We start from the raw sequence: 17,516 nt of genomic DNA on the forward strand, positions 1-17,516 counted from the left end.
TCGGCCCAGGATACCGCTCAGCGTGCGGCGTGCCGACTGTGCGGCTTCTCCGTGGAACGCTGCTCGGTGGAGCGCTGCGGCGGCTGCTGGCGGATCACCGGGATCCGGCCGGTCGTCAGCGGCTCGTTCTCGAGGCCGTCGCGACCGCCCGTGAAGACGTCCCCGCCGGCGCGTTCGTCCTCCCAGTCGGACTCGCGCAGGACCTGCAGCGTCCCCGTCTCGGTCGACGAGAGCCCGTGCCGCTCGAGCTCGGCGTCGCGCTGGCTGCCGAGGAACTCGCGGTTCGCCGTCTGGGCGTCCTGGAACATCGTGGTGCGCCCGGTGACGATCGCGCGGATGCGGCGGCGCTCCCACCACATCTTGCCGAAGTACATCAGCACCAGGCCGGCGCCGGCGTAGCAGGCCATCGTGATCAGCCCACGGGCAGGGCCGGGGCCGACGCCGTAGATCTGGTGCTTGATCATGTCGACCATGCTCGACCCGACGACGACGTTGTTGAGCCAGGCGAAGGGCTCCGGCATGAACCACTTCGGGTACGCGCCGCCGGAGGACGGCATCGACAGGAAGACGAAGCAGATCATCGCGGGCGCGGCGATGAACCGGCCGACGAAGTAGCTCAAGCCGTTCACGGCGAGGCCGATCGCGACGATCCAGCCCCACGCGATGAGGACCAGTTCGATCCAGTGCCCGTGGATCGCACCGACGACCGGGCCGGCGAGGGTGTTCGTGATGAGGGAGATGACCAGGCCGCCGACGACGATCACCGTCATGCGGGTGCGGTGCCGGAGCGGGCCGCCCATGATGCCGATGAACATCGCGACCATGTAGCCGCCGATGCACCAGGCGAGCATCACGTACATCGCCACGGTGCCGTACTCGTCGTACGAGGGCAGTGCCGCGAGCTCGGTGACCTTCGGCGTCGCGACGCCGATGCCGGTGAGCACCGCGGACAGGGTCGCCGGGACCAGGCTCGCGACCTGGAACTGGTGCGCGCTCGCCTTGAAGAACTCGTTCGTCGACGGGTCGTACGCGACCGCCATCGACCCGGCGAGCACGTCACGCTTGGCCGCGATCAGCGAGTCGTACGTGTGGAACACGAACTCCCCGGGGAGGGCCTTCTGCACCGCGGCGATGAACGTCGGGTCGCTGCCGACCAGGGCGATCGGGACGTCGTGCGGGTGCGGGGCGTGGAACGCGAAGACGTAGCAGAGGCAGAAGCCGACGATGAAGAAGAGCGGCATCCAGAGCTGCAGCCCGATGAGCTGCAGCGACGGGTGCAGGGTGCCGTACCAGCGGCGGTACGCGCTGATCTTCTGCGGTGCGGGGACCGGGGCCTGCCGGCGGGGCGTCGGACGGCTCGAGCCAGCGACCTTCGCGCCGCGACGGGGCTTCGTCCCGCGGGCCGACGGCCTGGTGCTGCGCTGCTTCGGCGCGGACTTCGGTGCCGACGACCCGGGACGTTCCGGGGTGTCGGTGTGCTTCGGGACGTCGTTCCGGGGCGTGCTCACTCGGCGCTGTGCTCCTGGTTCTCGTGTCGGGTCAGTCGAGGATACGCCGCACGACTGACCGCGGTCCGGGGGAGCGCACGCCCGGGCAGGCGCTGATCGGCGCTGCCCGGAGCCCGCTACGAGCGGCTGCGGGAGGCCTGCGCGGAGTCCATCGCGAGCTCCTCCGCGTCGAGCGTCACGAGCACGCGGCGCATCACCTCTTCGTCGAGGTTGCCGCGCTCACGCTCCTCGAGGACGATCTCGCGCCGCCGGTCGAGCAGCTCGCGCCGGATGTCCTGGATCTGCGAGCCGCGGAGCCGCACGGGGGCGTTCCGTTCCTCGGACTCCTCTTCCTCGGCGTCGCGCCGGAAGGTCTCGGCCTGGCGCTCGAGCCGGAGCTTCAAGCGGTTGACGACGGTGTCGACCGCCTCTTGCCCGAACTGCTGCGCCCAGTCCGGGCGGCGCTTGTCGAGCAGCTCGATCGCCGCTTCGGTGGTGCGCTGGTTGAGACGCATCTCGCTCCGGATGTCCTCTTCGCCCTCGGCCGGGTCCTGCACCTTGAGGGCGCGGATGACGAACGGCAGCGTGAGGCCCTGCAGCAGCAGCGTGCCGACCGTGACGAAGAACGCGATCACGAAGATGGTGTCCTGCGCCGGGATCTTCGTCGGGCTCGCGACGACCGACACCGCGGCCGCGAGCGTCACCACGCCGCGCATCCCCGTCCACGAGATGACGGTGAGCTCGCGCCAGTTCAGCTTGGGTTCCGCCGAACCACGCATCCACCGCAGTGACCGGTGCCCGCGGGAGAGCTTGATCCGGAGCGGTCTGAGCCATCGGCCGTTGAAGCGGTTGCGCACGTAGGACTCGAACACGAACGCCGGCCGCACCAGGATCACCACCGCGAGGACCACGGCCGCTGCCGTGATGACCTGCCCGAGACTGCGCTCGCTCTCGACCAGGTCCTGCACGACGCTGTTGAGCTGCAGCCCGATGAGCGCGAAGACGAACCCCTCGAGGATGACGTCGATGCTCGTCCAGAGCGGGCGCTCCTGCAGCCGGGTGGCGTAGCCCTCCTTCGGCGAGTTGTAGCCGATGTAGAGCCCGGCGGTGACGACCGCGATCACGCCGGAGCCGGAGAGGTCCTCGGCGAGGACGTAGGCGACGAACGGCAGCAGGATGCTCATGATCGTCTCGACCACGGGGTCGTTGATCCGCATCCGGATCCAGTGCACGAGGACGCCGAGCACGATGCCCACGACGAGCCCGACGCCGATCGCGAGCGCGAAGATCCCGAGGTCCTGCCAGATGGTCAACGAGGCACCGGCGATGATCAGGGTGAACACCCGGACCAGCGTCAGCGATGCGGCGTCGTTGATCAGGCTCTCCCCGGACAGCACCGTCATCACCCGGCGGGGGAGCCCGAGCTTCCGCCCGATGGCGGCAGCGGACACGGCGTCCGGCGGGGCGACGATCGCACCGAGCAGGATCGCGGCCGGCCAGGTCATGTCCGGGATGAGGAAGTAGGCGGCGGCGCCGACCGCGAGCGCGGTGACGATCACGAGCAGGATGCCGAGGCGGCGGATCTGCTTGATGGAGGTCTGGAAGCTCTGCCACGAGACGTCGAGCGCCGCCGAGTAGAGCAGCGGCGGGAGGACCACCGTCAGGATGATCTCCGAGTCGATCTCGATGTGCGGCAGCCCCGGCAGGAAGGACGCCGCGAGCGCGACCGCGGTGACGAGCAGCGGTGCCGGGAGGCCCTTGGCCCGCGCGAACCCGGTCACCGCGAGCGATCCGATCAGCAGGATGAGGAGCTCCACGGTGTCCATGGGACCCATTCTCCCATCGGCATGCTTCCGAAACTGAACGAGTCTGCAGGGGGAGCCCGGGACGAGTTCTCGATCAGGTTTGCTCGGAAGCCCCCGGATGCGGAACACTGGCCCGCGGTGGACATCACACTCATAGTCGTCCTGGTCATCGCGTTGGCCCTCTTCTTCGACTTCACAAACGGTTTTCACGACACCGCCAACGCGATGGCGACACCGATCGCAACCGGGGCCATGAAGCCCAAGGTGGCGGTCACGGTCGCCGCGGTGCTCAACCTCGTCGGTGCGTTCCTCAGCACCGCCGTCGCGACGTCGATCTCGCACGGCCTGATCAACGAGGGGCCGGGTGGCGTCGCCATCAGCCCCGAGATGATCTTCGCCGGGCTGATCGGTGCGGTGGTCTGGAACATGATCACGTGGCTGCGCGGGCTGCCGTCGTCGTCCTCGCACGCGCTGTTCGGCGGGCTGATCGGCGCCGCGATCGTCGGTGCCGGGTTCGACTCGGTGAACTACCTCGCGCTGATGACCGTCGTCATCATCCCGGCGTTCCTGTCCCCGGTCATCGCGGCGTTCGTGTCGTTCCTGTCGACGCGCATCGCGTACCGGATCACGAAGCGCCCGGTGTTCCCGAACGAGCGCGGCGGCTTCCGCATCGGCCAGATCTTCACCTCGTCGATGGTGTCGCTCGCACACGGCACGAACGACGCGCAGAAGACGATGGGCGTCATCACGCTGACGCTCATCGCGTCCGGCGCGCAGAGCTCGAACAGCGGTGTGCAGCTCTGGGTCGTCGTCGCCTGTGCGCTCGCGATCGCCCTCGGCACGTACACCGGTGGCTGGCGCATCATCCGCACGCTCGGCTCGGGCATCACCGAGATCCGCGCGACGCAGGGCTTCGCCGCAGAAGCCTCCACCGCCGCCACGATCCTGGCGTCGAGCCACCTCGGCTTCGCGCTGTCCACCACGCAGGTGTCGTCCGGCTCGATCATCGGTGCCGGCCTCGGACGCCGCGGCTCGAAGATCCAGTGGTCCACCGCCGGCAAGATCGTCATCGCCTGGTTCATCACGCTGCCGGCCTCGGCCGCGGTCGGCGCGGTCGCGTCCGGACTCGCCCGCTTCGGCATCGTCGGCCTGGTCCTCGACGCCGTCATCGGTGCCGTCGTGATCCTCGGCCTCTACCTCTGGTCCCTCCGGAAGCCGCACGAGCAGGCCGCCGCGATCGAGATCGACGTCGCCGCGAACGCGGTGTACACCCGCAAGGAACTGCGCGACCTGCAGCGCAAGAAGCGCGCCGAGAACGTCGCAGCGCGCCGCGCCGAACTGAGCCGCGAGCGCACACTGCGGCGCATGGCCGCACGCAAGGGAGGCCGTCGCTGATGGGCATCGACTGGCTCGCATTCGTCACCGTGGCGCTCGTCGCCGTGGTCTCCTCGTGCTTCGTCGTCGCCGTGTACTCGGTCGGCCTCCGCTTCTGGAGCGCCGCCGACACCCGCGCGGGCAAGTTCACCGTGAAGGACGACGGCACGATCGGCCCGGCGACCGTCGGGTTCCCGAACCCGCAGGGCGCGACCGCCGCGGTCCGGGCGTTCCGCTCGCTCGCCGTCCTGTGCTTCGCGGTCTGCGGTGCGGTCGTCCTCTACGGCATCTACCTGATCGTCCCGCAGTTCCACTGACACGTCCCGTCGACGCCGGGCCGGTTCCGGACCGGACGGGAGGCTCGGGTCGGTGCTGACCCGTGCCTCCCGTCCGGCGCCACCCGCGTCGCGCACCGCGCGCTCCCGGACCGGCCAGACGGACTGGGCTAGCCTCGTCACGTGAACCACGACGAGGAGGCGCACGTGAGTGCTGGTACCCGCACCGAGACCGATTCCCTGGGCTCGAGGGAGGTGCCGGCGGACGCCTACTGGGGGATCAACACCCTCCGGGCGCTGGAGAACTTCCCGATCACGTCCGTCCCGATCGCGGTGTACCCGGACCTCATCGAGGCCCTCGTCACCGTGAAGCAGGCTGCCGCCCGTGCGAACAAGGCCATCGGCGTGCTCGACGAGGAGCGCGCCGACGCCATCGACCGCGCCGCGCAGGAAGTCCGCGACGGTGCCCTCCGTGACCAGTTCGTGGTCGACGTCGTCCAGGGCGGCGCCGGCACCAGCACGAACATGAACACGAACGAGGTGCTCGCAAATCGGGCCCTCGAGCTGCTCGGGCGCGAGAAGGGCGACTACGCGTACCTGCACCCGATCGACCACGTGAACCGCAGCCAGTCCACGAACGACACGTACCCGACGAGCGTGAAGCTCGCGATGATCTTCGGCGTCCGGCGGCTCATCGACCAGCTCGAGCAGCTCTCCGAGGCCTTCGCCGAGCGCGGTGCCGCGTTCGCCGACGTGCTGAAGGTCGGGCGCACCCAGCTGCAGGACGCCGTCCCGATGACCCTCGGGCAGGAGTTCACCGGCTTCTCGCACACCATCCAGGAAGACGCGGTGCTGCTCCGCCGCGTCACGCCGTTGCTCGCGGAGATGAACCTCGGCGCGACGGCGATCGGCACCGGCATCACCGCGGACCCGCTGTACCGCGACGAGGTCCGTCGGCAGCTGCAGGACGCCAGCGGCATCGACGTCGTCACCGCGCCGGACCTCATCGAGGCGACGAGCGACGCCGGCTCGTTCATGACCCTCTCCGGCACGGTGAAGCGCAGCGCCGCGAAGCTCTCGAAGATCTGCAACGACCTCCGGCTCCTCGCGTCCGGGCCGCAGGCCGGGTTCGGTGAGATCACGCTCCCGGCGCGACAGGCCGGGTCGTCGATCATGCCGGGCAAGGTGAACCCGGTGATCCCGGAGGTGGTGAACCAGATCGCGTTCGCGGTCGCCGGCGCGGACACCACCGTCACGATGGCGGCCGAGGCCGGGCAGCTCCAGCTGAACGCCTTCGAGCCGATCATCGCGCACTCGATCATGCAGTCGCTGCAGTGGATGACCCGGGGCTGCGCCACGCTCCGGGAGCACTGCATCACCGGCATCGAGGCGAACGAGGCCAAGCTCGCCGCGCAGGTCGACACGAACGTCGGCGTCGTCACCGCCCTGACGCCGTACATCGGCTACGCGGCCGCCGCCTCGATCGCGCACACGGCGCTGACGACCTCGACGCCGATCTCGACGCTCGTCACCGCCGCGGGACTGATGGACGAGGACCAGGTGCAGCGCGTGCTGAGCCCGGCGCGGCTGTCCGGCATCGAGCTCGCGACGGGCGCGATCCCGGTGATCACCGAGGAGATGCTGGACGCCGAGGCGAACCGCAAGCGCTGACCGCCGCACCGCCCGAGTGCCGCACCTCCCCAGCGCGGCAGCGCAGCAGCGCAGCAACGCCCGAGCGCCGACCGCTCAGGGGAGCGGCGGCTCGCCGACCCGCACCTGCGAGGCCACGTCGCGCAGGTGCTCCTCGCGCGGCGTGGGCGGTTCCTCCCGCGGGAGTTCCTGCGCCGCAGTCCGGACGGCGTGCGCGGCCGCGACGTCGGCGTCCCGCCACCGGGCGAGCGTGAAGTTGCGGGTCACGTCGCGGAGCGGCAACCGGATCGCCTCGTCCGCGTCGATCCCGGCGAGGAGCTGCCGCATCCGGATCACCTCGGAGTCGAGCTCGCCGCCGACGACGAGCACGAAGTTCGAGATGTAGAGGTAGACGAGCAGCAGGAGCGCGCCGCCGAGCCACCCGTACGCCTTGTTGCCGCCGCCGATCGTCTCCACGTACAGCGCGAAGCCGAACGTCGCGATCGCCCAGGTGCCGATGGCGAAGCCCGCGCCCGCGGAGACCCAGCGGAGCTGCGGGGCCTTCACGTTCGGCGTCGCGTAGTACAGCACCGCGACCATCACGACGAGGTCCACCGCCAGGACGGGCCACTTCGCGATGTTCCAGACGTCGTCGATCCAGTTCGCCCAACCGAGCTGGTAGACAACGGCCGCGGCGATCGTCGGGGTGCCGAGCAGGATGACGATCGCGATCGCACCGCCCGCCATGACGAGCAGCGTGACGAGGAGCATCATGCTGCGGAACTTCCAGATCCGGCGTCCCTCCTCGACCTCGTACGCGGTGTTCATCGCGCGGCCGAACGCGGTCGCGTAGCCGGAGAGCGACCAGAGGGTCAGCACCATCCCGATCGCGAACCCGAGGCCCGGGTTGTCGAGGGTCAGCAGCTGGCGGAGCGGCTGTTCCAGGTGCGCCGCGGTCTCCGGGCGGACGATGAACCCGAGGATCTCGATGATGTCCGACAGGCTGTCGCCCTGGCGGTCCACGATCGACAGGCCGGACACGACGGTCAGCGCGGTCGGGAACACGGTCAGCAGTGCGAAGAACGTCAGCGACGCGGCGGCGTCCACGACGCGGTGCCGGATGACCGAGTGGTAGGTACGACGCGCGACGGCGCGGACCCCGGTCCGCTGGAGGTCGCGCGTCCCACGTTCCGGCATGCACATGAATCTACCGGTCACCTGTCGTCTCCCGGCGCGCGGTGGGCCGGTTCGGTGCCGGACGGGAGGCCCGCGTCGGGCTGGCACCGCGCCTCCCGTCCGGTCGTGGTCGCGACCACGGCGCGTGGTGCGCCCGTCAGTTCGCGTGCGGGTGCAGGGCGTCGTAGCGGCGGAAGGAGGGGACGAGTCGCAGGAGCAGCGCGACGAGGCCGATGATCGCGATGCCGCCGAGGATCGGCGGGAACGCGAACCCGACCGCGACCGCGAGACCGGCGTAGAGGTCGCCGAGACGCGGGCCGCCCGTGACCACGACGATGAAGATCCCCTGCAACCGTCCGCGCATCCCGTCCGGGGACGCCGCCTGCAGGATCGTGTTGCGGAACACCGAGCTGACGTTGTCGGCGCCGCCCGCGAGCGCCAGGAACAGCGAAGCGAAGCCCAGTGCCGGCAGGATCGCCGTGCTGAACGACTCTCCGGCGCGACCGCCGAGCACGTGTGCGAGCGCGACGACCACGCCGAACGCGGCGATCGCGGCGCCGTAGGCCGTGATCGCCCAGCCGACGGCCTCGCCCTGGCGACGGACGTGGCCGAGCGGTCCGGAGAACACGCTCGAGAGGAGCGCCCCGATCGCGTACGCGGCGGTCAGCGTGCCGACGGTGATCGCCCCGCCGCCGATCACGAGCGCGCCGATCGCGGGGAAGAGCACGCGCGGCTGCCCGAACGTCATCGCGATGATGTCGAGCACGAAGGTCATCGTGATGTTCCGCGAGCGCCGGAGGAACCGGGCACCCTCGATCAGCGAGCTCAGCCCCGGCCGGAGCGCGTCGTGGTCGGCGGCCATCCGCGGCAGGGTGAACACCCCGGCGAACGCGAACGTGAAGAGCACCACGTCGATCGTGTAGGTCGGGGCGAACCCGACGCTCGCGATGAGGACACCGGCGATCGCGGGGCCGACGGTGACCTGGAAGCCGGACGCGATCCCGCCGAGGGCGCTCGCCGCGGGCAGGAGGTCGGTGCCGACCAGGCGGGGGACGATCGCGGAGCGGGAGGCGTTGCTGACGGTCGCGGCCACGGCGTTGACCGTGGCGAGGACGTAGAGCAGTGCGACGCTGTGCAGCCCGAGCCAGGAGTGCGTGGCGATCAGGGCGACCGCGGCCCACGCCACGATGCTCGACACCAGTGCCACCGTCCGGCGGTCGAATGCGTCGGCGAGCATCCCGCCGTAGAGCCCGGCGGCGACCATCGGCAGCAGCGCGATCACGCCGACGAGGGCCACGGCGAAGGTGGAGTGCGTGATCTCGTACACCTCGAGGCCGACCGCGACGGTGGTCATCTGCGTGCCGATGCCGGCGATCGCGGTGCCGGCCCAGAGCCGTGCGAACGCGGGGGAGCGGCGGAGCGGGGTGAGGTCGGCGAAGAGACGGCGGCGTTGCTGCTGGGGGGATCGTGTCACGGTGGAACCATTCTGGGGCCTGTCCGCCGTCTCTGGTTGACTTGCGGCATGACTGACCTGAACAGCAAGCCCGAGTTCGACGCTCCCGAGGGCCCCGCGCCCACCGACCTCGTCATCACCGACATCGTCGAGGGTTCCGGCGACGAAGCGAGCGCCGGTTCGACCGTGAAGGTGCACTACGCCGGCGTCGAGTACGAGACCGGTGAGGAGTTCGACAGCTCCTGGAACCGTGGCGAGCCGATCGACTTCCCGCTCGCGGCGCTCGTCCGCGGCTGGCAGGAGGGCATCCCCGGCATGAAGGTCGGCGGGCGCCGCAAGCTCGTCGTCCCGCCGGAGCTCGCCTACGGCCCGGCCGGCGGCGGCCACTTCCTCTCCGGCAAGACCCTGATCTTCGTGATCGACCTGCTGGGCGTGCGCTGATGCCGACCGGCGAACCGAGCGTCCCGACCGCTCCGACCGTCGAGCTGAACGACGGGCACCAGATGCCCGTCCTCGGTCTCGGCACCTACTCGCTCGACGGCGACGAGGGCGCTGCGGCGATCGGCACCGCGATCTCGAGCGGCTACCGGCTGCTCGACACCGCGCTCAACTACGGCAACGAGGACGCGGTCGGCCGTGCCGTGCGCGACTCGGACGTGCCGCGCGAGGAGCTCTTCGTCACGTCGAAGCTCCCGGGTCGCCACCACGGCTGGGACGAGGCGCACCGGTCGATCGACGAGACCCTGGGGAACCTCGGCCTCGACTACGTCGACCTCTACCTGATCCACTGGCCGAACCCCTCGGTGGACAAGTTCGTGGACACCTGGAAGGCGTTCGTCGACCTCCGGGACAGCGGCAAGGTCCGCTCGATCGGTGTCTCGAACTTCACGCCGGCGCACCTCGACCGGATCATCGAGGCGACCGGTGTCGCTCCGGCCGTGAACCAGGTCGAACTGCACCCGTACTTCCCGCAGGGTGCGCTCCGTCAGGTGCACCAGGACCTCGGCATCGTCACCGAGAGCTGGAGCCCGCTCGCGAAGCGCTCGGAGCTCCTCACCGAGCAGCCGATCACCGCCGCGGCCGCCGCCCACGGGGTCACCCCGGGGCAGGTCGTGCTCCGCTGGCACACCCAGCTCGGTGCGATCCCGGTGCCGAAGTCCGGCGACGCGGACCGGCAGCGCGAGAACCTCGACGTGTTCGGGTTCACGCTGACCGAGGACGAGGTCGCGGCGATCTCCGGCCTCGAGCGCGGACGGCTGTGGGACGGCGACCCGGACACGCACGAAGAGATGTAGCGGCATCGCCCGGAGGGACAGGGGACTACACTGGATACCCCTGTCCCGAAGGGTGGCGTGTGTCCGAACCGACCGAGATCGACCGTGAGCGTGCGTACGTCGACGGGCTCTTCGCCCGACTCGACGAACTGACCGCCGAGGCCGAGCAGCGTCTCGCCGAGACCCGTCGTCAGGCGGTCGGCGGGAACCACCAGAGCCGCAGTGAGCGCGACGCGTTCGCGAAGCTGTACGAGGACACGATCCAGACGCTGGAGCGTGTCGGGGACCGTCTGGTCTTCGGCCGGCTCGAGGTCGCCGACCCGCCCACCGGTGAGGACGCCTTCCGCTACATCGGCCGCGTCGGCCTGCGGGACGCCGAGCACCGCCCGCTCCTGCTGGACTGGCGCGTCCCCGGCGCGAGCGCCTTCTACCAGGCGACCGCGGCGCACCCGATGGGGATGCGCGCCCGTCGCCACCTCTCGCTCGAGGGCCGCAGTGTCGTCGGCGTCGAGGACGAGGTCTTCGACGCCACCCTCTACGACGACGAGCGCACCCACCTGCAGGGCGAGGGCGCACTGCTCGCCGCCGTCACCGCGGAGCGCACCGGTCGGATGACCGACATCGTCGCGACGATCCAGGGCGAGCAGGACCGCATCATCCGCTCCCCGCTCGAGGGCGTGCTCATCGTGCAGGGCGGTCCCGGCACCGGCAAGACCGCCGTGGCGCTGCACCGGGCCGCGTACCTGCTCTACTCCTACCGCGAGCGCCTCCGGGGCTCCGGCGTGCTCGTCGTCGGTCCGTCGCCGGCGTTCCTCACCTACATCGAGCAGGTCCTGCCGTCCCTCGGCGAGACCGGCGTCGTGATGGCGTCCCTGGGGTCGCTGTACCCGGGGATCGACACCGCGAAGCACGACCGCCGGGACGTCGCCGCGGTGAAGGGCTCGGCGGAGATGGCCGACCTGCTGCGCCGTGCGGTCCGCTCACGCCAGGTCGTGCCGACCGAGTCCGTCACGCTCGACGTCGAGGGCGAGCGGCTCGTCGTCCCGCCGCAGCTCGTCGCCGACGCGATGCACCGTGCGCAGGACCGTGGGAAGCCGCACAACGCCGCCCGCGTCTCGTTCAACAAGTCCGCGCTCGACGCGATGACGAAGCTCCTCGCCGAGCAGCTGCGCCAGCGTGGCACGACGGTGGACGACGCCGACATCAAGGTCCTCCGCGAGGACATCCGGTCCTCGTACGACGCCCGCGTGCTGCTCAACACCGCGTGGCTCCCGCTGCCCGCGGAGAAGCTCATCGAGGACCTCTACGCCCGCCCGAACTGGCTGGCGTCGCTCACCCCGAACTGGTCCCCGGAGCGCCGGGCGCTGCTCACCCGTGAGCGCGGTGCGGGCTTCACCGTCGAGGACGTCCCGCTCCTCGACGAGGCCGCCGAGCTCCTCGGCACCTTCGACCCGACGGGCGGCGCGGCGAAGCGGCAGGCGAAGGCCAGCCGGAACCGCGACATCGAGAACGCCCGCCAGGCCATCGAGAACATGGGTGTCGAGGGCATCGTCTCCGCCGAGCAGGTCGCCGGGGCCTTCGCCGAGGGCGGGGACCCGCGCACGACGGCCGAGCGTGCCGCCGAGGACCGCGAGTGGACGTACGGTCACATCGTCGTCGACGAGGCGCAGGAGCTCTCGCCGATGCAGTGGCGCGTGCTCGCCCGCCGCAACCCGCTCCGGTCGTTCACGATCGTCGGGGACATGGCGCAGGGCTCGTCGCCCGGCGCCGCCCGCACGTGGGACGACGTCATCGGGGCACTCGCACGCCGCCGTCGTGGCCGCGCGCCCCAGGTCCCGCTCGACCACCGCGTCGAGGAACTCACCGTCAACTACCGCACGCCGCGCTCCATCGTCGAGGCAGCCGGCGAGTTCGCTGCGGCCGCGGGGCTCACGGTGACGGCGAACCAGGCGGTCCGTGACGGCGACCCCGTCGTGCGCCTCCGGGTGCCACGTGCCGGCGTGCTCGACGCCATCGCCGCGACCGTCGTGCGCGAGCGCGAGCACATCGGTGCGGGGACCACCGGCGTGATCGTCCCGGACGCGCAGGTCGAGGCGGTCCGACAGCGACTGGCGGGAGCCGACGTGGACGTCCGGTCGCTCGGGTCGCCGCGGCCGGGCTCCGTGACGGTCCTCACGGGTGCGGACGCGAAGGGACTCGAGTTCGACGGCGTCCTGCTCGTCGACCCCGACGGCGTCGGTGCCGACGCGGCCCGTGCCGCCGCGGCGGTCTACGTCGCGATGACGCGCCCCACCCGTCGCCTGACGGTCATCGACGTCACCTGACGGGCGCGCGCAGTTCCGGTTGCGCTCTCGTGCGAACATCGCGCCCCGTCATGCCGGGGCGCGATGCCGCTGCGATGCCGCTGCTGGGGCGCGATCCGGCAGCGGCGTCGCGTCACGACCGGACGGGAGGCCCGGCGCCCGTCCGTCAGGTCGGCTCGCCCTCGGCACGCACCCGGTCCACGAGCGCGGCCCACGGTCCGTCGAGTTGGCTGCCGGGCATCCGCACGGTGGTGCGGGCGACGGTGATCGTCCACTCGAAGTCGTCCGGCACCGAGTTCCGGCGGCGCGGCGGCGACTCGCGGGGGAGTGACCCGACCAGGTCGTACCAGCCGTCGGGGTCGTCGCACGCGTCGGTGTCCACACGCCAGCCCCTGGTGAGGCCGGCGAAGCCACCACTGCGGCGGACGACGATGTGCATGCTCCCGAAAATACGCGCTCTCAGGCCAGGACGCCGACGTTCCGCCATGCCTCGGTCACCGCGGCCGACTGCGACGAGCCGGACCCGAAGCGGGTGTGCGCCGCGGCGACCGTGACCCGCGCGAAGCCGGCGAAGTCGATCGACGCGGTGACGTCCGGCGAGGTCAGGGCGTCCCACCAGACCGCCCCGGCGCCGTCCCACGCGTTCCCGCCGATCGCGGTCGCGGCAAGGAAGAAGGCGTGGTTCGGGATGCCCGAGTTCGTGTGCACGCCGCCGGAGTCATCGGTGGTCTCCACGTACCCGGCCATCGTCCCCGGCTGCGGGTCCTTCCCGAGCACCGGGTCGTCGTACGCGGTCCCCGGGGCCTTCATGGACCGCAGCGCGACACCGTGCACCGCGGCGGTGAACAGCCCCTCGCCGATCAGCCACGTCGCCTGCTCGGCGGTCTGCCCCGCGGTGTACTGCGCGACCAGGGAACCGAACACGTCGCTGATCGACTCGTTGAGGGCGCCGGACTGCCCCTGGTACGTCAGGTCCGCGGTGTACTGGGTGACGCCGTGCGTGAGCTCGTGGCCGATCACGTCGAGCGCGATCGTGAAACGGTTGAACACCTCGCCGTCACCGTCGCCGAAGACCATCCGGGTTCCGTCCCAGTACGCGTTGTCGTAGTCCTGCCCGTAGTGCACGCTGGCGTCGAGCGGGAGCCCGGCGCCGTCGATCGACACGCGGCCGAACACGTCGAGCCAGAACGCGTGCGTCGCCCCGAGGCCCGCGTACGCCTCGTCCACGGCGGCGTCGCCGGAGTCGGGGCCCCCTTCGCTCCGGACGAGCGTGCCCGGCAGCGTGGTGGACCCCTTCGCGTCGAAGATGCTCCGCTGTGGTGAGCGGTCCGGCGCCGTGGCCGGGTGACGCACGCCGAGCCGGGCTTCGCGCTTGGGTGCCTGGACGGTCTCGAGGGAGGCGAGCGCCGTGCGCGCCGCCGGGGTGGCGCGGGGGAACGCGTCGGTGGGCGCGTCCGCGATGGCGCGCAGCAGGTACGGCGGGACGACGGATCGGAGCTGGGCGGCGGTCATGGTGCCCATGCAACCCCCGGGCACCGACATCGGACGCCGGTTCAGCCTCCCGATCGGATGTCCTCAGCTGCCCTTGCGGTTCTCGACCAGTGCGAGCGCGTACGACTCCCACCACTGACCCGCGGCCGGGCCGCCGTTGCAGGTGCCGTCGCTGAGCCCGGGGGTCTTCACCCACAGCAGCGCGTCCAGCCGGGACGACCCCGCGGCCACGTGCGGATCCTGGCCGAGCCCCGCGCCGTCGGGGTTGCACCACGTGCCGCGCCAGCCCTGGCCGTTCCGGGAGACGTCGATGACGAAGTGCGGATCGCCGCCGATCGCGTCCGCGAGGCCGTCCGCGTACGTCCGCTCCTGGTCCACCCGGTAGAAGTTCGAGACGTTGGTGAAGAAGCCCTGGGTCTGGTCGATCCCGGCCTTCCGCAGCCACCCGGCCATCTTCGCGGTGGGGACACGGTTCTCGTTCCCGCCGTCGAGGTACACCGTCAGCCCGTGTCCGGAGAGTTCGCTGACCGCCTTCCGGAGCAGCGGCAGCCGTGAGTCGAGCAGGCGCTTGCAGACCTGGATCTGCGCGATGGCGTCGGGCTCCACGAGGACCACGGCGTGCGACCCCGCCATCGCACGCACGGCCGAGCGCACCCATGGCAGGTACTCCGACGCCGTCGTGCCGCCCTTGGAGTAGCTGCCGCAGTCGCGGTCGGGCACGTTGTAGAGCACGAACACCGGCGTCTTGTCCTGCGACGCCGCGTTCGCGACCACCTGCCGGATCGTGGCGCGGGTCTTCGTGACCGAGGTGTTCGTCAGCCAGGTCGCGATCGGCTGGTCCGCGATCTCGGCGATGCGGTCGGCGGTGGTGTCCTCGCCGTCCTGGCGCGCCACCCGTTCACGCATGCCGGGCTGGTTCTCGCTCGCCGGCTGCCGGGCGAGGCCGCCGGGGAAGGCCTGCGCGGCCGTCGCCCGCTCGACGATCCGGCGCCCGTCGGGCCCGTTCGGACGGCTCGGCAGCCACACCGAGACGGTCACGACGACCGCGGCCACGACGACGGCGACCGCGCCGATGAGCACCCACTGGCGTGCAGCGCTCGACAGCCGTCGTCGATGTCGGTGCTTCGTCGTGTCCTGGTCCGGCATCGGCGGTGCTCCTGATCTGACCGTGTCCCGTCGGGCTCGTCGTCACCATCGTACGGATCTCCCCAGGAGCGCTCCAGGACTCTGGCAGGCAGATGACCCACACTGTCGGGATGTTCCGGAAACTCCTCCTGCTCGCCCTCACGGCGGCGTACGCCTGGGTGATCTGGCGGATGACGTTGACGCCGCACGTGTTCACGTCCGCCGAGAACTCCCTCGTCCTGCACGCGCTCGCCTGGGCGCAGCACCTGCCGCACGGCTCGTGGCTGACCTACGACCGCACCGAGTTCCTCGCCAACATCGCCATGTTCGTGCCCGTCGGGATGATCGCCGCGATGTGGCTCCCGCGCCGCTGGTGGTTCCTCGGCGTGCTGATCGCGGTCGGCCTGTCCGGCGGCATCGAGCTCGCGCAGGGCGCACTGCTGCCGAACCGTGTCTCGGACCCGCGCGACGTCCTGTCGAACGGCATGGGCGGCCTGCTCGGCGCCACGCTCGTCGGCCTCGTGCGCAGCCTGATGCCAGCACCCCGGCGGCGACGCCTGCGAGCACGGACCGTCTGACGCCCCTGGTGCCGCTCGCGCTCTGGTAGTCTTGTGCGGTTGCCGTAGAACGGCCGCGGACAAAGAGCGCCCATGCATCAGGCATGGGCACCGCGCAACGGATCGAAAGGGGATCACCAATGGCACTTGACGCACAGGTCAAGCAGGAGATCATCGAAGAGTACGCGACCCACCCGGGCGACACCGGATCCCCCGAGGTCCAGGTCGCCGTTCTGACGCGTCGTATCAACGACCTGAACGAGCACCTCAAGGAGCACAAGCACGACCACCACTCGCGTCGTGGTCTGCTGCTCATGGTCGGTCAGCGTCGCCGTCTCCTCGGCTACCTCTCCAACGTCGACATCGCTCGCTACCGTGCGCTCATCGAGCGCCTCGGCCTGCGTCGATAAGGCATCGCCGCTAGTCGACGAACACACGGCTTGATCGAACGCCCCGGTCCTCTTCGCTGAGGACCGGGGCGTTCTCCGTTGCCGGGAATGCTTGCGTTCCCTCCTCGGTTGGCTACGATGTTCATGCAAACGCATTGAAAGATCGGGAGTCACCATGACCACCATCGCCGTCGTCTCCGCCGGGCTCTCCGAGCCGTCGTCGACCCGACTGCTCGCCGACCGGCTGGCCGAGTCCGCCGTCGCCGCCATCGAGACGACCGGGACGGGAGGCTCGCCCCGCGTCGTGCACGTCGACCTGCGTCCGCTGGCCCACGAGATCACCGACGCGATGCTCACCGGGTTCCAGGCGCCGGCGCTGGCAGCAGCCACCGCCGCGGTCGTCGAGGCCGACGCGCTCGTGTTCGTCTCGCCGATCTTCACCGCGGGGATGAGCGGGCTCGCGAAGTCGTTCCTCGACGTCATGGACAAGGACGCCCTCGCGGACATGCCGGTCCTCCTGGCGGCGACCGGTGGCACCTCCCGCCACTCGCTGGCGATCGAGCACGCGATGCGTCCCGTGTTCGCGTACCTCCGCGCGGCCGTCGTGCCCACCGGCGTGTTCGCCGCGACCGACGACTGGGGCACCCGAGGTGACCAGGCGGCACTCGACGGACGCATCCGCCGGGCCGGGGCCGACCTGGCCTGGGCGATCGGAGCCTCCCGTCGGAACCCGCAGGAGGCGGACGCCCTGCCGGAGGTGGCGGACTTCGCGAGCCTGCTCGGCGGACTCGGGCACTAGTCCGACCGGCGCTCTCATCGCCGACACAGGGATCCCCGGGCCCGGGTGCAGCACCCGCCCGGGGAATCCATCGTCCCGGCTGCCAACCTCGTGGTGACGGCGAGGAGGAACGATGGACACCAACGGCAAACGGTCCGGACGGACCACGACGGCGATCGTCGGCGCGGGCGGGCTCGCGGTGGCGCTCGTCACCGGTGGCGGGTTCTGGGTCGGGCACCAGGCGGACGCGACCCTGGCAGACGCGACTCAGGCGACTGCGACCCTGGCGGACGCGACTCAGGCGGCTGCGACTCAGGCGACTGTGACCCTGGCGGCCGCCGACTCGGGTGTCGCCCCGGGCCGTGCTGCCAGCTCCGACGCGATGACGACGGGGTCGTGA

At 70.9% G+C, this 17,516-nt stretch carries 17 protein-coding genes; 10 read left to right on the top strand and 7 right to left on the bottom strand.

Annotated elements, in window-relative coordinates:
- Nucleotides 1-17: 17 nt before the first annotated feature.
- The gene (locus EDF27_RS18190) at nucleotides 18-1,508 is read right to left on the bottom strand and encodes an ABC transporter permease (protein ID WP_123653922.1); all 1,491 of its coding nucleotides are present in this window, start codon (nucleotides 1,506-1,508) and stop codon (nucleotides 18-20) included.
- Nucleotides 1,509-1,624: 116 nt separating this feature from the next.
- Nucleotides 1,625-3,313: a sodium:proton antiporter gene (locus EDF27_RS18195; protein WP_132050373.1), complete on the bottom strand. Its 1,689-nt coding sequence runs from the start codon at nucleotides 3,311-3,313 to the stop codon at nucleotides 1,625-1,627.
- A gap of 117 nt (nucleotides 3,314-3,430) precedes the next feature.
- Here EDF27_RS18195 and EDF27_RS18200 point away from each other — a divergent pair, with 117 nt between their 5' ends.
- The 3 genes from EDF27_RS18200 (at nucleotide 3,431) to EDF27_RS18210 (ending at nucleotide 6,612) form a co-directional block, all read left to right on the top strand.
- Nucleotides 3,431-4,687: an inorganic phosphate transporter gene (locus EDF27_RS18200; protein ID WP_123653920.1), complete on the top strand. Its 1,257-nt coding sequence runs from the start codon at nucleotides 3,431-3,433 to the stop codon at nucleotides 4,685-4,687.
- Complete coding sequence (locus EDF27_RS18205; protein ID WP_123653919.1) at nucleotides 4,687-4,983, top strand: hypothetical protein; 297 nt, start codon at nucleotides 4,687-4,689, stop codon at nucleotides 4,981-4,983. The genes EDF27_RS18200 and EDF27_RS18205 overlap by 1 nt, the downstream gene beginning before the upstream one ends.
- A 141-nt stretch (nucleotides 4,984-5,124) precedes the next feature.
- Nucleotides 5,125-6,612: an aspartate ammonia-lyase gene (locus EDF27_RS18210; protein WP_123653918.1), complete on the top strand. Its 1,488-nt coding sequence runs from the start codon at nucleotides 5,125-5,127 to the stop codon at nucleotides 6,610-6,612.
- A 75-nt stretch (nucleotides 6,613-6,687) separates the two neighbouring features.
- On the opposite strand, the gene EDF27_RS18215 is transcribed toward EDF27_RS18210, so the two are convergent.
- Together EDF27_RS18215 and EDF27_RS18220 are read right to left on the bottom strand one after the other, a co-directional pair.
- On the bottom strand, nucleotides 6,688-7,767 hold the full coding sequence (locus EDF27_RS18215; protein ID WP_165931565.1) for a YihY/virulence factor BrkB family protein: 1,080 nt from the start codon (nucleotides 7,765-7,767) through the stop codon (nucleotides 6,688-6,690).
- A 136-nt stretch (nucleotides 7,768-7,903) separates the two neighbouring features.
- The gene (locus EDF27_RS18220) at nucleotides 7,904-9,220 is read right to left on the bottom strand and encodes an MFS transporter (RefSeq protein ID WP_132050377.1); all 1,317 of its coding nucleotides are present in this window, start codon (nucleotides 9,218-9,220) and stop codon (nucleotides 7,904-7,906) included.
- A gap of 48 nt (nucleotides 9,221-9,268) precedes the next feature.
- Here EDF27_RS18220 and EDF27_RS18225 point away from each other — a divergent pair, with 48 nt between their 5' ends.
- Genes EDF27_RS18225 through EDF27_RS18235 form a run of 3 tightly spaced genes read left to right on the top strand, consistent with a single transcriptional unit; the run spans nucleotide 9,269 to nucleotide 12,797 of the window.
- The gene (locus EDF27_RS18225) at nucleotides 9,269-9,640 is read left to right on the top strand and encodes an FKBP-type peptidyl-prolyl cis-trans isomerase (protein WP_123653915.1); all 372 of its coding nucleotides are present in this window, start codon (nucleotides 9,269-9,271) and stop codon (nucleotides 9,638-9,640) included.
- Entirely contained in the window at nucleotides 9,640-10,494 is an 855-nt protein-coding gene (locus EDF27_RS18230) for an aldo/keto reductase (RefSeq protein WP_132050379.1), read from the top strand. The genes EDF27_RS18225 and EDF27_RS18230 overlap by 1 nt, the downstream gene beginning before the upstream one ends.
- Before the next feature lie 59 nt (nucleotides 10,495-10,553).
- On the top strand, nucleotides 10,554-12,797 hold the full coding sequence (locus EDF27_RS18235) for an ATP-binding domain-containing protein (protein ID WP_132050381.1): 2,244 nt from the start codon (nucleotides 10,554-10,556) through the stop codon (nucleotides 12,795-12,797).
- A 145-nt stretch (nucleotides 12,798-12,942) separates the two neighbouring features.
- Here the strand turns inward: EDF27_RS18235 and EDF27_RS18240 are convergent, their stop codons facing one another.
- From EDF27_RS18240 to EDF27_RS18250, 3 genes are all read right to left on the bottom strand, one after another.
- Entirely contained in the window at nucleotides 12,943-13,215 is a 273-nt protein-coding gene (locus EDF27_RS18240; protein ID WP_123653912.1) for a protealysin inhibitor emfourin, read from the bottom strand.
- A gap of 20 nt (nucleotides 13,216-13,235) precedes the next feature.
- Entirely contained in the window at nucleotides 13,236-14,288 is a 1,053-nt protein-coding gene (locus EDF27_RS18245; RefSeq protein WP_132050383.1) for a M4 family metallopeptidase, read from the bottom strand.
- A 63-nt stretch (nucleotides 14,289-14,351) separates the two neighbouring features.
- Entirely contained in the window at nucleotides 14,352-15,413 is a 1,062-nt protein-coding gene (locus EDF27_RS18250; protein WP_132050385.1) for a glycoside hydrolase family 6 protein, read from the bottom strand.
- A 110-nt stretch (nucleotides 15,414-15,523) separates the two neighbouring features.
- Between EDF27_RS18250 and EDF27_RS18255 the strand changes: the two genes are divergently transcribed.
- The 4 genes from EDF27_RS18255 to EDF27_RS18270 all read left to right on the top strand — a co-directional run bounded on the left by EDF27_RS18255 (nucleotide 15,524) and on the right by EDF27_RS18270 (nucleotide 17,516).
- A complete protein-coding gene (locus EDF27_RS18255) occupies nucleotides 15,524-15,970 on the top strand; it encodes a VanZ family protein (protein ID WP_165931566.1) in 447 nt (148 codons plus the stop codon).
- 119 nt (nucleotides 15,971-16,089) lie between these two features.
- Complete coding sequence (rpsO, locus tag EDF27_RS18260) at nucleotides 16,090-16,359, top strand: 30S ribosomal protein S15 (RefSeq protein ID WP_123653908.1); 270 nt, start codon at nucleotides 16,090-16,092, stop codon at nucleotides 16,357-16,359.
- Between the two features lie 154 nt (nucleotides 16,360-16,513).
- Nucleotides 16,514-17,137 carry a CE1759 family FMN reductase gene (locus EDF27_RS18265; protein ID WP_123653907.1) on the top strand — a complete coding sequence of 208 codons (624 nt, stop codon included), beginning with the start codon at nucleotides 16,514-16,516 and terminating at the stop codon, nucleotides 17,135-17,137.
- Between the two features lie 112 nt (nucleotides 17,138-17,249).
- Nucleotides 17,250-17,516 carry a hypothetical protein gene (locus tag EDF27_RS18270; RefSeq protein ID WP_132050387.1) on the top strand — a complete coding sequence of 89 codons (267 nt, stop codon included), beginning with the start codon at nucleotides 17,250-17,252 and terminating at the stop codon, nucleotides 17,514-17,516.

It is taken from the genome of Curtobacterium sp. PhB136, assembly GCF_004346855.1.
GTDB lineage: Bacteria > Actinomycetota > Actinomycetes > Actinomycetales > Microbacteriaceae > Curtobacterium.

Excerpts from the sequence above, each read along its gene's own strand:
- EDF27_RS18195 (WP_132050373.1), bottom strand. The coding sequence starts at position 3,313 with ATGGACACCGTGGAGCTCCTCATCCTGCTGATCGGATCGCTCGCGGTG.
- EDF27_RS18205 (WP_123653919.1), top strand. The coding sequence starts at position 4,687 with ATGGGCATCGACTGGCTCGCATTCGTCACCGTGGCGCTCGTCGCCGTG.
- EDF27_RS18215 (WP_165931565.1), bottom strand. The coding sequence starts at position 7,767 with ATGCCGGAACGTGGGACGCGCGACCTCCAGCGGACCGGGGTCCGCGCC.
- EDF27_RS18225 (WP_123653915.1), top strand. The coding sequence starts at position 9,269 with ATGACTGACCTGAACAGCAAGCCCGAGTTCGACGCTCCCGAGGGCCCC.
- EDF27_RS18230 (WP_132050379.1), top strand. The coding sequence starts at position 9,640 with ATGCCGACCGGCGAACCGAGCGTCCCGACCGCTCCGACCGTCGAGCTG.
- EDF27_RS18240 (WP_123653912.1), bottom strand. The coding sequence starts at position 13,215 with ATGCACATCGTCGTCCGCCGCAGTGGTGGCTTCGCCGGCCTCACCAGG.
- EDF27_RS18245 (WP_132050383.1), bottom strand. The coding sequence starts at position 14,288 with ATGACCGCCGCCCAGCTCCGATCCGTCGTCCCGCCGTACCTGCTGCGC.
- EDF27_RS18250 (WP_132050385.1), bottom strand. The coding sequence starts at position 15,413 with ATGCCGGACCAGGACACGACGAAGCACCGACATCGACGACGGCTGTCG.
- EDF27_RS18255 (WP_165931566.1), top strand. The coding sequence starts at position 15,524 with ATGTTCCGGAAACTCCTCCTGCTCGCCCTCACGGCGGCGTACGCCTGG.
- rpsO (WP_123653908.1), top strand. The coding sequence starts at position 16,090 with ATGGCACTTGACGCACAGGTCAAGCAGGAGATCATCGAAGAGTACGCG.
- EDF27_RS18265 (WP_123653907.1), top strand. The coding sequence starts at position 16,514 with ATGACCACCATCGCCGTCGTCTCCGCCGGGCTCTCCGAGCCGTCGTCG.
- EDF27_RS18270 (WP_132050387.1), top strand. The coding sequence starts at position 17,250 with ATGGACACCAACGGCAAACGGTCCGGACGGACCACGACGGCGATCGTC.